The organism is Haloferax marinisediminis (genome assembly GCF_009674585.1).
GTDB classification, from domain to species: Archaea; Halobacteriota; Halobacteria; order Halobacteriales; family Haloferacaceae; genus Haloferax; species Haloferax marinisediminis.
This window is the reverse complement of the sequence record NZ_WKJP01000004.1, coordinates 1-14,835: the sequence shown is the minus strand read 5'-3', so window position 1 is coordinate 14,835 and position 14,835 is coordinate 1. Positions and strand designations below refer to the sequence as shown.

Sequence of the window (14,835 nt, the reverse complement as noted above, 5' to 3'; positions counted from 1 at the left end):
TTTACTACTCGCTATTCTTCTAGTCATTGCTCTGGGACTCGGCTATATTCTAACGTTTGACTGTATCGTCGGCTGTCCCGGGTAATTGGCCTGCACAGTCCTGCACGACTCGCGCCCTGTATTCAGCACGGCTTCAACAAACTATCAGCAACAGAGGGTTTCAACAGAACCGGGATTCTAGATTAGCGTTGTGTTTGGCGGATGAATTCGTCGAGTTTTGCGTCGATGTGGGTGGCAACCCGTCCGTTAGATTGCCAGAGCGCGGCATCGAGTCGCTCTTCGGTCTCGTCGTCACGGTCATCCCGCTCGCGGAGGGGTGAGCGGTTGTTGTGCAACCGCTGAAACAGTCTTTCGAGATGGGGCATACGACGATTATGAACGTGAGAATCTTGGAGGACGCTGGCGGATTGCCGACTGTGTGGCTCTCTCGGTGACGGAGTTCCCGCGAGATTAGTTCTCGAATTCGTCGTCGTATTGTTCGTAGATGATTTCCAGCTTCCCCGCCGTTGGACGTTTCGCTGCATCTTGGAGCGTTTTGAACGATTCGAGGAGTTCGCTTGTGTCGTCTGAACCCTTCCGGACGTTCGATGACTCTTCTCGAACCGTATCGAATACTCGCTCTAGAATGCGCCGAGCGGCGTACGAATCGGTTTTTGAGTTAATCTCGAAGGAAGCCACGTATCGCGACATACTCACGTATAGTTCTCCACGGGGTTAACAGTCGTCATGTTTCAGCGGGAGTCGTGTCATCGTCCCCGTCTGAGATGATTCTCGTCCCCTCGATTTCACCGGTTCGGACAGCGGTGAGAATACACTCCGGGTCGGTTCCGTCGATAACCACTGTTTCAAAGTTTGCACGTTGGATTCTCTTCGCAGCGAGAAGGTCGATCGGTACACTGCTCCCGGCAGTGCTCCCGATATCGTGGATGAGGGTAATGAGTTGGCTCGCACGTAACTCGTCGAATGCTTCTGCGTCTGGGTGAGTGTGAGGGTCCGCGCTAAAGACGCCAGGCACGTTGGTCGCATAGATGAGAAGTTCTGCGTTTATGTATTCAGCAAGTAGTGCGCTCACTGCATCAGTAGTTTGACCGGGTGCTGTTCCACCCATGACGACGATGTCGCCACAGCGGAGCGCTTTCCCCGCTGCTTCGTAGTCTTTTGATGGCGTCGAGACGGCATCTTCGCCGATTGCTGCGATGAGAAGTCGTGCATTTAGCCGAGTGACCTCGATACCGATTTGATCAAGCTCGACTTCGTTCGCACCGATAGCCCGCCCCACATCGATGAATTCACGCGCAGGAGACCCACCGCCGGTGACGACACAGATGTCGTGCTCCTTGGCGAGCGCTGTGATGACGGTTGCGTACTCTCGAAACTGCGCTTGGTCAAGCGTTGGCACGAGGATGCTCCCACCGACTGAGAGAACGATGCGCATGATGCTCTCTAGACTGTTGGATGGCGTCGGACTACAATCTAGCTCCTCTCGGATGTAGGGGTCGTAATTTTTCGGAGTCTCACTTTGATGAGCGCCTCTTGTGGCGAGCCCGGGGGAATCAATCTGGAGCAGTCTCTTTGATCTCCTGTCCAGCTAGGAGAGTCACCGAGTCACAACCAGTAACACAATACTCATCCTCCCACCACCGTACCATCACGAAGAACTCGGTCTGTTTCGGCGGTGATACGCGAGTCGACAGAGCAGGTTTCTGGGATAGACCACCAGCGTTTCGAGGATACCAACGAAAAGCCCTGCGAATGATGCTTGTACGGTTTCAGGTACAGTATCGAGCGGATTCGTGACCGTACAGAGTGGTTCACCCTCATCGACAAATTCCCCACTCTTGACGAGGCAGAATATCAACGATGTATCAGGCCCAGTATCCGGCTTCGGACGTCATCGGCGGAGTCGTACGTTTGGTTATCCGTTGGAGCAAGCACTTCTTCGAGGGACTCCGTCCCCCCCTGCGTTTCGATCTCGTAGTGGCCATAGGCCTCGACCAATTCATCGGTCGTGACTGGATAGTCCTCGGATTCGAGTACCTCATCAAGGCCACCAAGTCGCCCACCAAGGGCGCCGCTCATCGCTCGGTCTTCACGAACGCGGTCGCGTACTTCTTCTCGCTTCCGCTCTGGCTGTTGTCGCTGTTCGTCGTCTAGGTTCTCGTCTCGCCCACGTTTGTTATTTGGCATCTTTCGTAATAGGCGCTCGGTTCCGATAACTGTGTGGACGCTTGTTGGTGTGAACGTCTCGGGAACATAGAGATCCCACTACGCGCAACCGGACGGGCCTCTAACTGCTTGCCCGACTCCCCGGCACGGATCCAACCCTAATTCGGAAGGCTCTCGGTCTCGGTGCCAGGAACGTTTTTCTGCCGCGTTGTCGACGGTGAGATTCCTTCGCCAGATACATTGACGCGTACGATCATCCGAAAGTGGATTTGACCGAGGCTTACCGCTGTGTTTGGCGGATGAACTCGTCGAGTTTTGCTTCGATGAGGGTCGCAACCCGTTCGCTATATCGCCAGAGTGCTGCATTGAGTCGCTCTTCGGTCTCGTCGTCAAGTTCGTCCCGCCCGCGAAGGACAGAGTCCTTGGTGATCTGTGGGTGATACACACAGACCACACCAAGGGAGGTATCCGAACTCGATGTCCCAGCCGTATGGATTCCGTATTGGTCGGTTCCCCAGACACCATCGCCGCCCTCTCGCTCCAGCTCGGAATCGAGCGCGTCGAGTAGACGGAGTTCCGCGTCGGTGAGGATTGGTCGGTCGCCTTCGAACAGTTCAGCGTATGCCTCCCTCCGGGCATTTCTCGTCCATTGGTCTAACTGAGACCGCGCACGTAGTACGAGCTGGCGCTCGTCTGGGAATTCTGCCATACTCTAAGAAGGACGGCCAAGTCAATCAACGTTCGTACGGTGGCTCAGGCCGACGGGTATGCTGACGATGGTACTGCGATAGGTACGCCTTCAACCGTTTGGTTGCTATCGGCATGACCAGTGCATTTCACCCGTGACACGGGCCTTGGTAGGGATGACGGGAGCAATGGCTCCTCAGCAGGCGTGCAGAACGCTTTGGGGTCTTATTTTACAGCTGAGTCAGAACATCCGTCTCAAGCGCGGACACCCCAGAAGAACGCAATCCCGAGGACAGTGACCACTGACAACAACAACTGCAACGGCGCACCGACCCGTATGAAGTCCGAGAACTTGTAGCCACCGGGCCCGTACACGAAGAGGTTCGTCTGGTATCCCACTGGGGTCATGAACGCCGTCGAGGCGGCGAACGTCACTGCGAGGACGAACGCGAATGCATTCGCACCAATCGACTGGGCGGCGCTGGCGGCCACCGGAATCATCAACACGACGCTCGCGTTGTTGCTGATGACGCTCGTCAGCAGACCGGTTGCGACGTAGAACACCCAGAGAACTCCGATTGCTGGCAAGAACACCGCGGTCGAAGCGACGAGCTCTCCGAGAAGTGCCGCCGCACCAGTCTGCTGGAGGGCGATGCCGAGCGGGATGACGCCAGCGAGGAGGAAGATTACGTTCCACTCGACGGACGAGTAGAGTTCAGTCGGTTTCAGGACGCCGGTGAAGACCATCGCCACGACCCCTGCTAACGCGGAGACGACAATCGGCAGGATGTTCAGTGCCGGGAGTGCGACGACGCCGGCGATGATTCCGACCGCGAAGGGAATCTTGTCGCTCCGATAGGTCACCTCGTCGAACTCGTGGGCGACGATGAAGTCCTGGTTCTCAACGAGGCGGGTGAGACTGTCGGGTGGCGCCTGCACAAGGAGGGTGTCACCGACCCTAATACGAATGTCCTCAAACCGGTCTCGGATGACGTCACCACGGGTTCGAAAGGCTAGAACGTTCGCATCGTAGCGCTGTCGGAAGGTCGAACTCGCCAGGGTTTCGCCGACGAGGAACGACCCCGACGGAATGACGACCTCGACGAGGACTGGTTCTTCCTCATCCGGATGCAGGTCGTCTTCAGTCCGAGGGCCACCTGTCAAGTTGAGTCCTTCCGTGTCCATGATATGTTCGAGCGTCTCCCGGTTCGTCCTGAGCCGGAGTGTGTCGTTCTCGCGGATCTCTTTGCGAGCGAGTGGTTCTGAAAATCGTTCGCCGTATCGGATCAGCTGTAACACGTCGATGTCGAGTTCGTCGTCTCCCAGTGCCTCCTCGACTGTCTTTCCAATCAATGACGAGTTGGCTGGAACAGCGACGTCTGCGAGGTACTCTTGGAGGGCGTACTCTTCGACGAGGTCCTCGTCAGCGGGAATCCGTTCGGGGAGCAGTCGAACACCGACTGTCATCAGATAGAGGGAACCGACTGCGAACACGATGAGACCGAGTTTGGTGAACTCGAACATTCCGAACGCCTGAAGACCAAGCTCAGGCGATTCTGCACCAATCTGAGCAGCAATATCGCTCGCTAGGATATTCGTCGACGTTCCGATGAGCGTCAACGTGCCACCGAGCATCGAGGCGAACGACAGCGGCATCAGCAATTTCGACGGTGAGGTTTTGCCGTTGTGTGCGAGGTCGTTAATGATCGGGACTAAAATCGCGACGACCGGCGTGTTGTTGATGACTCCCGAGACGGGGCCGGTGATGCCGACCGTCGCCGCGAGTTGCTTACGGCGGTTGGTCCCTGCGAACGCCGCCATCTTCCGTCCGAGCAACTGAACGATACCGGTTCGGTTGATTCCAGTGCTTAGGATGAGCATCGCCAGTACGGTGATAGTGGCTGGATTGGCGAACCCCGAGATTCCCTCCCGAGGGGAGATCTGCGTCCACGGTTCGAGTACGATCAATAGCACCATCACCAGAATCGCGGTGACGTCGATGGGAAACCACTCAGTGGCGAACAACACGAGTGCGAGGAGGATAACTGCAAAAACGACGAGCATCTCAGCCGTTACGGACGAGAAGCCGAGGGCCTGGATTGTCAACGAAACGATAGAGAAGACCACACCGAATAGAGACACTGACACGGGAAAAGGACTGGTATGTGCGCCAGCGGGTTATTACGCGTGACAGGCCGTCGAGACAGTTTGAGTGGCAGTTGGAGAAATACAATAGAAGCGTTGTGCACTCCGAAACTGTGGGACCTTCGGACAAACACATTTAGTATAGCGATATACAATATACAAGCGCGTGGACCAATCTCTGCACCAAATCGCTAAACCTCGTTGTCTGTGTGCGACAATGACGTTTGTAAAATAAATACTAATCCAACATAATCTTGAGAACGGCAAAATTCGGCGTACTCACAGCGACTGAGAGGACAGTCTTCTCGCTTTCGAGGTGGCGAATTCGCCACCGCAGCAGATCAAAATAGTCGAATCGATGGCTCCGGGCCGCAGAAGACAGTCACAGTACTCAACGGTCGTCTATCGATACTAATTCGACTTCCTGCTCGGGAGTCACTGTGACGATGTAACCCATGTAGCGAAAGGTAACCTCGACTGGAGAGTTTCGGAAGAGTTTGTCGAGTGCTTCGGGACTGATACTCTCGTAGAGTGGCGTGTCCAATGCCTTCACGTCGACGCCTTCTGCTTCCGCAATAGCAGCAAGAACTGCCTCACTTACTGAGTGGTCAGACATCCAAATCTATGTCCTACCAGTTTGAACGCCACTATTAACCCTACGCATTCGGTGAAGCGTCTCAAATACTGGTAGAAAATCACGGTTCTGTTGAAATCCTCTGAGTTTGATAGGTGTTGCGTGACACATACAGAGGGTGTATGCAGCACCGATTGCTGGTCGGTTTCACGCTCTCAGGGCTGATTCAGGCGTTTCTCCTCCTCTCGGACCTCGTCGATTACGCAGGAGAACACCTTTCTGTCGCCGTCTTCCTTTCCGTCTATCACGTCAGAAAACGTCCTTCATTAGTTCCTGACGGACGGTCTGCTCGCCTTCATCGTCGTCAACACCCGCTTGTTTACAGCCGTCATAATCAGTGACCGTACTGCACTAGACTACCCTGATAACGCGACCCTCGTCCGAAGATTGCTGGACCGCGTCGAGGAGTCTGTGGACCTCCACCGCATCCTCAAAGCTGGGAGCAAACGGTTTCCCTTCTTGAATCGCCTCTGCCATGCGTACATACGCCTGCCCCACGTTCTGTGGTGGGCCAAATGGTACCGATGCTGGCACTACTCGCAGTCGTTCAGGAACTGGCAATTCAACGAGCGGCTCGTCGCCTTGAGCACCAACAAGTTTGATTGGCGTGATCTGGGGTAGTCCCTGGGCCGTTGCTATGATTGTTCCCTTACTACCATACACAGCCATCCGCCACCCGTCTCCATGGAATGGAACAGCTGATAACTGGTAAGAGAGCAGTGCGCCATTGGTGAGTGCGCCGTTGATAAGAACGTTATCGGCTGCTTCTGCATCAACCATCTCACCAGTATCAGCCATACGCAACTTCTTCACTCGTGTTGCTACCCTGGCCGAAACCTCAGCCAGTGACCCGAAACAATACGCAATGTAAGCAAGCGTGTGTCCACCAATGATCGTCAGTAAATGGGCACCTCGATGGATCTCACGCTCGTATTCCATCCGAGAGGAGCGGTCAGGGATACTCGTTCCTAGGAATGTCATCTGAACGGAATGAATGTCGCCTAACCAACCGTCATCACATAACTCCTTGATGTGGGTAAGGGAAGGATCGTGACGCCCTTGAAGCCCAATTGCTGTGACAACACCTTTCGCGTGTGCGAGTGCCGCCATCTCCTCTGTTTCTGTGAGATTTGCACCGAGCGGCCACTCACAATAAACGTGCTTTCCAGCGTTTAGTGCTGGCATCACAATTTCGTAGTGGCTTGGTATGTTTACAACAGCCGCGATGATGTCGATGTCTGGTTGAGCAACCAGTTCATTGATATCATGATATGCACGGTCGATACCGAATGCTTCTGCGGCAGCGGCAGCCGATTCGGGACGACTTGTACAGAGTGCCGCCAACTCGATCTGTTCTATTTCGCGCAATGCTGGGATATGAGCAGCTGGTCCCCAGCTCCTTCCAGCGGCATCTGCCCCCACCAACCCTAACTTTAGTTTGTTTGCCATACGGTACCTATCCTGAGCTAATGTACACTCTTCTACAAGAAGAAGCTATGTTGCCAACAATATTCTGCGTAAAGTGTAGTATTCTGATTCCTATCTGCTCAGGTGGGGCTGCTGGTGGTTCCGAAACGGTCGGGCGGGCGTTCCGCAATACAGAGAGCCGGAAACTCACCGACTAAGCGGGATTGGAACGCAAAGAGGTCCTCGTCGTATTCTCGCTCTTTATCGGTCGACTCAACCCGTCGATTTCGACCACTCGATCGTGATCGACTTGCGCCTTGTATTCAGCACGCTCGCAGAAACCTCACCGGAGGCTGTCAGATACGACGTGACACATCCAGAGCATGAAGTCAGTAAGCTGCCATCCATCTGTCTTTAGCAAAGAGACGAAAGCGTGACAGCGTCCGCTTACTCTCTCGTCAGACCGAAATAAAAGACTATGCCGGAATGGAGTCTATAACGATGTACGGTTGGGTATCGGCCGGAGGGTGCCGACGTGGACGATGTGCGTCCGGCACGTCTGGTTCGTAATCCCAACGGTGATTCTACATGAAACTGAAAGACAAACGAATCGCCATGTTGGTCGGACCCGGGTTCGAGGACTTGGAGTTCTGGGCCGTCTACATGCGCATGAAAGAGGAAGGGGCACAGATCGATGTCGTCGGCATCGACGCTGGCGTGGAGTACACGGGAAAGAGCGGTGGACTCACCGCCGAGACCGAATTTGCGGCCGGGGAGGTCGACCCGGCGGCGGTCGACGCGGTCCTGGTCCCTGGCGGCTGGACGCCCGACAAGATTCGCCGCGACCAGTCGGTACTCGACCTCGTCCGGGACGTCTACGAGGACGACAAAATCATCGGGATGATCTGTCACGCCGGGCTGGTCGGAATTTCCGCCGGCATCGTCGAGGGCTCGGACGCGACGGGCTCGCTGGGCATCAAGGACGACCTGATAAACGCCGGTGCGACCTGGGTCGACGAACCGGCGTTCCGCGACGGCAACATCGTCTGGGGACGCGTCGTCAAGGACATCCCCGATTATTGCCGCGTCCTGGTGGACGCACTGGCCGAGCACTCCGCCTAGGAAACTGTTTCTACCGACTATGTACGCTGTATTCAGCACGACCACAGAAACTCACCCAGATACTGTCAGAAGTGGTGTGCGAGATACAGAGGGTATTTCTGCTACGTGCGTAGATTCATTTACAATGCAATTCTGCGACGAGTGTGGTTCGATGATGCACACGGAGGGCGACACGTGGGTGTGTCGCTCTTGTGAGAACAAGGAGCCGCGGGACTCGCAAGCGGAAGCGGCGATGGCGACCCAAGAGGGGCAGCAGGACGACGGGGCACCCGCCGTGGCCGACGCGACCCAAGGCTCCACCGAAACGGTGCAGGAGCCCTGTCCGGCGGACGACTGCGACAGCGACCGGGCCTACTACGAGATGATGCCGAAGCCAGGCGGTTCCTACGAGGTCCGGCTGTTCACCTGCGTCGAGTGTGGCCACAAGTGGCGCGAGTCCTGACGGCGTATCTCGCGAACCATACCCGATAGATACGCTCAGACTCCCCTCCTCATTCCTTCCAGAAATGAACGCCGATGAGCAACTGCTGTCTGCTGGCTCTGCTCAAAACTGAAATAGTGAGAATGTGCTACCGAATACCTCCGTTAAGTTGGCTCTGCTTGGAATTGCTATCTTGATGGCAGGCGTCGGTGCTATGGTTTGGACAAGATATATTCTATCTTGGATACGCAATTCGAGGAACTGAAACCCTCTACACTTGGTGAGGAGATGCTGGCTATGATGACCGACTTGCGCACTGTATTCGGTATGGCCTCGAAAAACTGTCGTCAGGTGAGGATTTCGATAGAGCCAAAATGCCACATTGTCGTGGTCCCGCGTCTCTCATCGAGGTGGGTAGCATTCGAATACGGTCGTGCTGTTCGTTGAACCGCTCTGCGAGTACCTACTCGCCAGCGGCCGGATCGAACTCAGAGAAGGGCCGCTGGAGGTCCCGTTGAATCAGGTCTTCGTCAGAAACACGAAGACCAAGGTCACTCAACTCACGCGCTATCCGTGCGAGGTCATTCGAGTCTGTGCCGACTGCACCCACCAAGACGTTGCTCTCGCCGGTTGCGAGTTCGCGAACACTGACGACACCTGAGACGTCCAGTGCCTTCTCAGTGAGGTCTCTCCGCAGTGGAATCTCGGCGGTACACTCTATCTGCATGAAGAGTTGGTATCCTGCATTCTTGTAGTCCACTGCGGCGTGATATCCGGTGATGATCTCTTCAGACTCTAGTCGTTGGATGCGCTTTCGAACCGTACTCGGAGAGGCATCGACGGAGTCGGCGATGTTACGCGACGAAACGTGTCTCGCATCACGTTGAAGTTCGTGGAGAATCCGTCGGTCGAGTTCGTCGAGTCCTTTGAGAGTCATAGCGTCCTCTTCGAGTGGTCACGTGAAGTAGTCTCGTCCTGGACGGCGACAGCTGTAGCGTCTCGTCTCGATTGGCGGCGTGACCGACACGCTGTTTGAGCGCTGTTCACTACTGGCCGTCCTCCGGGTACAATGCTGCGATGCACTCGTCTGTGAACTCGGGAATCGAGACGCTGTTTCCGGCTTTGATTTTGATGATGAGCCCGGTCGTATCCGAGAGGTACAGATGAACGGCAGTCGCCCGGTCGTGCTGGAGGACGAGTGAGTTCACGTTCCCGAGGTGAGTGTAGACTTCCTCGATGTACGGGCGTCGGAACAGCGCGATCGACCGGTGGACGACGACGTCGAACTGGTGGTTCGAGAGTTCTGTCTTCAGGTCTGGACGGATGTATTGGACGGTGTAGTTGTACGTCTTCGAATCGAACGACGCGACCCAACGGAGGTTCTGACCGAAACGGCCGTGAAGCATCTCGATGAGGTTCTCGTAGTTCGGTACAGCGGTCATGTCGATGTTGCTGGTCATGATTGTGTTAGTATGGTGTGAGGAGAACGACACCGAGTGCGAACCCGACGGTTGCGAACAGCAAGACGAGGGCTGACTGGATGGTGTCGTTCAGTCGCGGTTCGGCCCCGACGGCCGAGGCGGTCCGTTCGATGAGCGATGCAGCAGCGCGATTCGCTGCGTTACTGACGGCAATCGCCCCGACAGAGAGTGCTGTCGTCCCGCGGACAGCGAGTGGGTAGAGGACTCGGTCGATATCGACGAGGTGTATCTGTGCGATTCGCGTTCGGAGCACGACGAACCCAAGGATACCAGCGACGAGGACAGTGCTGGCTTTGACGAGTTCACTCGTCGCGTACGCGTCGAACCCACCAGAATCGCCGGGCATCGAACCGAGGAGTGCCTCTGGGAAGATGCCGAACGCGACCGATGGAATGGCGGTGACAATCAACACAGCCCGGAGGCTAAGGCTGGGAGGCCGTACGTCGAGGTCGTCCGGAGCGGCACGGACGAATGCGTAGTAGCCGAACTTGGCGAACGACAGCACTGTGCCGACACTGCCGAGGACGAGAATCCACCACAGCACCGTGTCTCCCGTGCTCTCGACGGCCTTCGTGATGAGGCCTTTGCTGACGAATCCAGAGAAGCCGGGCGCTCCGGTGATGGCGAGTGCGGCGACGAGGAACGCCGAGAACGTCACGGGCATCACGCGGGCGAGTCCACCGAGGTGTTTGAGTGAGTGTTTTCCAGTCCGGTAGATGAGTACGCCGGCGACCATGAACAGCAGGCCCTTGTAGAGGACGTGCGCCACGAGATGGGCGAACGACCCGGAGAGCCCAGCAGCAGTGCCGATTCCGAGTGCAACGACCATGTACCCCACCTGCGAGATGATGTGGTACGACAGGAGACGTCGCATATCGGTCTGGAAGATGGCCTGAGTGACACCGTAGAGAATCATCAGACCGCCTAACCACGCGACGAGCACCGCACCGTCAGGTGCGACTCGGAAGAGGACCACGACGGCGACTTTGGTCGTGAAGGCCGCGAGGACGACGCTCGCTGCGACGTGCGGCCGGGGGTAGGTCTCTGGTAGCCAGAAGTGGAGGCCGATGAAGCCGAGGTTGACGCCGACACCGACGAGTGCCAGCGCTCTCGGCAGTCCTCCCACGAGGCCACCGTCATAGACGAACGTCCCGGTCGCCGCGAAGTGGAACGCGATGCCTGCGACGAGGAATGCCCCTCCGACGAGGTGGTAGACTGCGTATCTGAACGCGGGGCGGACGGCGTCACCGCCGTGATGCCAGACGAGAACAGTCGCGGTCACCGCGAGTAGTTCCCATCCGATGAGGAGGGTCAGCCAGTCACCTGCGAGCACCGCGACCACACCGGCGCCCATGTACGACAGTGCGTAGAGCTGTTGTCTCGTATCGGCGCTAGTCGCATAGCCGTAAGCGAGGTTGACAGCGGCAATGAAGCCAAAGAGCATCACGACTGGGCGGGTGACCCCGTCGACGGTGAAGAGAACTTGTTCGAAGCCGAAGGGAGAGACCACGAGGTACGACCCAGCCTCGACAGCCCACATCCACGGGATGGTGAGTCCGACGAGAAGGACTCCGACGGCCGTTCCACTCACCCGTGGTGCGACGCCCACGACGAACAGTGCGAGGATGAACGCAACCCACGGGGGGGCGAGCGTCAAGAACTCGGTCATCCGAACACCTCCCAGACCACAGCCTCCGCGAGGTCCCAGAACGGAAGGTAACTCGGGGCGACACCGAGGACGACTGCAACGCCTACGGTGGTAAGAATCGGGACCAGCATGAGCGGCGTCGTCTCGGTCGAGAGCGTGCGGCGCTCCCATCCAACGTGGTTGCGTCGGTGGGCGACGCCACCGCCATCGGTCGCGTGCACATCCTTCACTTGTGGGTTCCCGACTGCGTGCACTCCGTGGGTGTGTGCTGGCGCGAACGCGTGTCGACTCGCCGGCGTCGAGCCGTCACGCTGGCCGAAAAATACCGTGTAGACGATGGGCCAGAAGTAGAGCAGTTTCAACAATCCTGCCACGAGGTACGCAGCGACGAACACCGGAGCAGGACCCTCCGCGACACCCACGACGAGCGTGAATTTGCTGACGAACCCCGCAACGAGTGGGAAGCCGATGAGTCCCGCGGCTGCGATTGCGAACACAGTCATCGTGACGGGGAGTCTGCGCCCAACACCTGCGAGGTCAGAGACGTACTTCTCGCCCGTCTCGACTGCGACGATGCCCGCGACGAAGAACAGTGTAATCTTCATGAACGCGTGGGCCACGACGTGGAGGAGCGCACCAAACACTGCGAGCGGCGTTGCGATTGCGAGTCCTAGCACGATGTACGACAGTTGCGAGATGGTCGAGTATGCGAGGCCACGCTTGAGGTTGTCCTGTCGAAGGCCAACGAGTCCTGCGACGACCATTGTCACTGCCGCAAAGACGGCGAGCGGGAGGCCGAGACCGAGGTCCCACATCGTCTCCGGGCCAAAGACGTAGAGGACGGTCCGTGAGATTGCGAACGCACCACTCTTGACGACTGCAACCGCGTGTAGGAGGCCCGACACGGGGGTTGGTGCAACCATCGCGGTCGGAAGCCACTTGTAGAGCGGGACGATTGCCGCTTTGACCCCGAACCCGACGGCGAGGAAGATGAACGCTGCCTGTGCGAGCGTCGAGTCCGTCGCGGCGAGGTCAGCGATTCCCCCAGGGACGAACGTGAGTGTCCCGACGAGAACCGCGACGAGGAGGATTCCAGCGAACGCGATGACACCTCCACCGAGTGTGTACACGATGTACGTGCGGCCGGCCGCACGTGCTGCCTTCGTCCCGGCGTGGACGACAAGTGGGTACGTTGCCAGCGTCAGGAGTTCGTAGAAGACGAACAACGTCAGCAAATTCGCAGCGAGTGCGACGCCCATGGTCGCGGCGATGCTCCCGGCGAAGGCCGCGAAGTACCGCGTCTGGTCGTGTTCGTCGAGGCTCCGGACGTAACCGACGCTGTAAACGCTGGTTACGATCCACAGCGTCGACGCGAGCAGTGCGAATAGCAGTCCTGCTGCATCGCCACGGAGGCTGAGTTCGATACCAGCGATAGACCCGAGTGACGAGACGTGCGTGACCGGAGATCTGACCATCAGGGCGACGACTGCAAACGTTACCAGTGCCGCGATGAAGGTCCACGCTTCACGAACTCTTGGATTCGACCGCGACAGGTAGATGAGCGGGATTGCGACTGCGGGGATGGCTACTGCAGCCACCGGAAGGAAGGACGCGACGTCGGTCATAGCCATCCCTCCACGACTGGCTGGAACCACGCTGCGAGGTCGGACGACCAGAGGCCGAGGGCAACGACAGCAACTCCGACAGCGACGAGGACGAGTGACGCACGAGTGAGGCTCTGTGTCGGTAGTTGCCCGCCGTCAGCGCTTACGGGTGGCCGGCCTGTCGGCTCGCCCCCTGTCCGACCGAACACGTCGGTGCTTGGCGTGCCGAAGACCATCGTTTCGACGACACGACCGACGTAGAGAATCGAAAGCAGGGTACTCCCGACGACGAGGAAAGCAATGGTCCACGATTGAGCCTCGATTGCACCGAGTGCGACGTACCACTTCCCAGCGAATCCAGCGGTCGGCGGAAGACCGACGAGCGACGCGAACACGACGCTCGCAGCGACTGTGAACACGGGAGCGTCGCGGACGAGCCCGGTGTAGTCGGCGACCGTTTTCACGTCGAAATCTCTCGCGAGGATGCCGACGGACGCGAACAGCCCGCCTTTGGCGATGGCGTGGCTGAGGAGGAGGACGAGCGCACCGGTCACCGCCGTTGGCGTCGCGAGACCGATGGCGACGACGATGAGACCGAACTGCAGAACCGACGAGTAGGCGAGTAACCGGCGGATGTCGGTCTGTCGGAGCGTCAGGACGCCCCCTGCGACGACGCTCACCGCACCCGCGACGAGGAGCCCGACCCGGGCGGCGGGGACGTCCGTCAGGAACCCGAGCGTGTACACGTCGAACGTCAACCGCACGAGCGCGTATCCCGCGATAGTCGAGACGAGTGTCGCGAGGAGTGCACTGACATCAGCTGGGGAGGTTGCGTACGCTGCAGGCTTCCAGGTGTGGAGTGGGAACAACGCGATTTTCACACCGAGTCCCACCGCGATGAGGGCGAACGACGCGATGACCAGCGTCGAGTCGTAGCCGATTTCGGAGAGAGCCGCGTTGAGTCCGGCCATCGAGAGGGTTCCAGTCGCGATGTAGAGGTAGCCCACCCCGAGCAGATACAGCGTCGCCCCCACGGTCCCGACGAGGAGGTACCGGAACGCGGCCAGTGCGGCCGAGGCCCCCCGACCGGTCGCCACGAGAGCGTACGCGGCGAGCCCCGATATTTCGAGGAAGACGTACAGGTTGAACACGTCGGCGGTGACGGTCACACCTGAGAGTCCTGCGACGAGGAGGAGCCAGAGACTGTCTCCGAATCTGGTGCCGGTCGCTCGAACTACCACGAAGAACGCGACTGCACTACCCGCGACGAGGACGAGGAATGCACTCGTCACAGCGTCGGCGAAGAGTCCGATACCGACTTCACTCGGAAGTCCGCCGACGACGTAGGAAAGTGGTCCCCGTCGGGCGACGGCTGCAACAACTGCGACAGCGAGAGCAGCTTGCACGATGAGTACACCGCCGGTTACGAGGCGAGACAGACGATTACGCCGACCGACGACGAGCGGGAGGACGGCACCGATGAGCGGCACCGCGACGACGAGCGCGAGCAACACACTCAT

Annotated in this window: 15 protein-coding genes and 1 pseudogene; 3 read left to right on the top strand and 13 right to left on the bottom strand. The window is 58.0% G+C overall.

From position 1 onward, the window contains the following. Positions 1-182: 182 nt before the first annotated feature. The 4 genes from GJR98_RS14720 to GJR98_RS14705 all read right to left on the bottom strand — a co-directional run bounded on the left by GJR98_RS14720 (position 183) and on the right by GJR98_RS14705 (position 2,187). Complete coding sequence (locus GJR98_RS14720) at positions 183-365, bottom strand: DUF7539 family protein (RefSeq protein WP_151139492.1); 183 nt, start codon at positions 363-365, stop codon at positions 183-185. A gap of 85 nt (positions 366-450) precedes the next feature. After that, a complete protein-coding gene (locus tag GJR98_RS14715) occupies positions 451-690 on the bottom strand; it encodes a hypothetical protein (protein WP_151139696.1) in 240 nt (79 codons plus the stop codon). A gap of 34 nt (positions 691-724) precedes the next feature. Beyond that, entirely contained in the window at positions 725-1,435 is a 711-nt protein-coding gene (gene pyrH / locus GJR98_RS14710; protein WP_151139491.1) for a UMP kinase, read from the bottom strand. Between the two features lie 419 nt (positions 1,436-1,854). After that, complete coding sequence (locus GJR98_RS14705) at positions 1,855-2,187, bottom strand: DUF5789 family protein (protein WP_151139490.1); 333 nt, start codon at positions 2,185-2,187, stop codon at positions 1,855-1,857. Between the two features lie 104 nt (positions 2,188-2,291). On the opposite strand from GJR98_RS14705, the pseudogene GJR98_RS17710 reads away from it, so the two are divergent. Continuing rightward, positions 2,292-2,375 (top strand): annotated as a pseudogene (locus GJR98_RS17710) (HpcH/HpaI aldolase family protein); the annotation flags it as partial. Positions 2,376-2,446: 71 nt separating this feature from the next. Here GJR98_RS17710 and GJR98_RS14700 read toward each other — a convergent pair. The 4 genes from GJR98_RS14700 to GJR98_RS14685 all read right to left on the bottom strand — a co-directional run bounded on the left by GJR98_RS14700 (position 2,447) and on the right by GJR98_RS14685 (position 7,081). Further along, on the bottom strand, positions 2,447-2,875 hold the full coding sequence (locus GJR98_RS14700) for a DUF7539 family protein (RefSeq protein WP_151139489.1): 429 nt from the start codon (positions 2,873-2,875) through the stop codon (positions 2,447-2,449). A 233-nt stretch (positions 2,876-3,108) separates the two neighbouring features. Continuing rightward, positions 3,109-4,917, bottom strand: a complete 1,809-nt coding sequence (locus GJR98_RS14695; protein ID WP_151139695.1) for an SLC13 family permease — start codon at positions 4,915-4,917, stop codon at positions 3,109-3,111. A 472-nt stretch (positions 4,918-5,389) separates the two neighbouring features. After that, positions 5,390-5,614 (bottom strand): HalOD1 output domain-containing protein, encoded by a 225-nt coding sequence (locus GJR98_RS14690; RefSeq protein ID WP_151139488.1) that lies wholly within the window; start codon positions 5,612-5,614, stop codon positions 5,390-5,392. Between the two features lie 369 nt (positions 5,615-5,983). Beyond that, complete coding sequence (locus tag GJR98_RS14685) at positions 5,984-7,081, bottom strand: Gfo/Idh/MocA family protein (protein WP_151139487.1); 1,098 nt, start codon at positions 7,079-7,081, stop codon at positions 5,984-5,986. 546 nt (positions 7,082-7,627) lie between these two features. Between GJR98_RS14685 and GJR98_RS14680 the strand changes: the two genes are divergently transcribed. Together GJR98_RS14680 and GJR98_RS14675 are read left to right on the top strand one after the other, a co-directional pair. Further along, a complete protein-coding gene (locus tag GJR98_RS14680) occupies positions 7,628-8,161 on the top strand; it encodes a type 1 glutamine amidotransferase domain-containing protein (RefSeq protein WP_151139486.1) in 534 nt (177 codons plus the stop codon). Positions 8,162-8,285: 124 nt separating this feature from the next. Then, on the top strand, positions 8,286-8,603 hold the full coding sequence (locus tag GJR98_RS14675; protein WP_151139485.1) for an RPA12/RPB9/RPC11 RNA polymerase family protein: 318 nt from the start codon (positions 8,286-8,288) through the stop codon (positions 8,601-8,603). A gap of 442 nt (positions 8,604-9,045) precedes the next feature. Here GJR98_RS14675 and GJR98_RS14670 read toward each other — a convergent pair whose 3' ends face one another. The 5 genes from GJR98_RS14670 to GJR98_RS14650 all read right to left on the bottom strand — a co-directional run. Continuing rightward, positions 9,046-9,519, bottom strand: a complete 474-nt coding sequence (locus GJR98_RS14670; RefSeq protein ID WP_151139484.1) for an Lrp/AsnC family transcriptional regulator — start codon at positions 9,517-9,519, stop codon at positions 9,046-9,048. A 109-nt stretch (positions 9,520-9,628) separates the two neighbouring features. After that, complete coding sequence (locus GJR98_RS14665; protein WP_151139483.1) at positions 9,629-10,042, bottom strand: hypothetical protein; 414 nt, start codon at positions 10,040-10,042, stop codon at positions 9,629-9,631. A 7-nt stretch (positions 10,043-10,049) separates the two neighbouring features. Then, complete coding sequence (locus tag GJR98_RS14660; protein WP_151139482.1) at positions 10,050-11,732, bottom strand: proton-conducting transporter transmembrane domain-containing protein; 1,683 nt, start codon at positions 11,730-11,732, stop codon at positions 10,050-10,052. After that, entirely contained in the window at positions 11,729-13,336 is a 1,608-nt protein-coding gene (locus tag GJR98_RS14655; protein WP_225316430.1) for a proton-conducting transporter transmembrane domain-containing protein, read from the bottom strand. The genes GJR98_RS14660 and GJR98_RS14655 overlap by 4 nt, the downstream gene beginning before the upstream one ends. Beyond that, a partial coding sequence (locus GJR98_RS14650) for a complex I subunit 5 family protein (RefSeq protein ID WP_154269859.1) occupies positions 13,333-14,835 on the bottom strand: 1,503 nt, incomplete at its 5' end. The genes GJR98_RS14655 and GJR98_RS14650, both read right to left, overlap by 4 nt.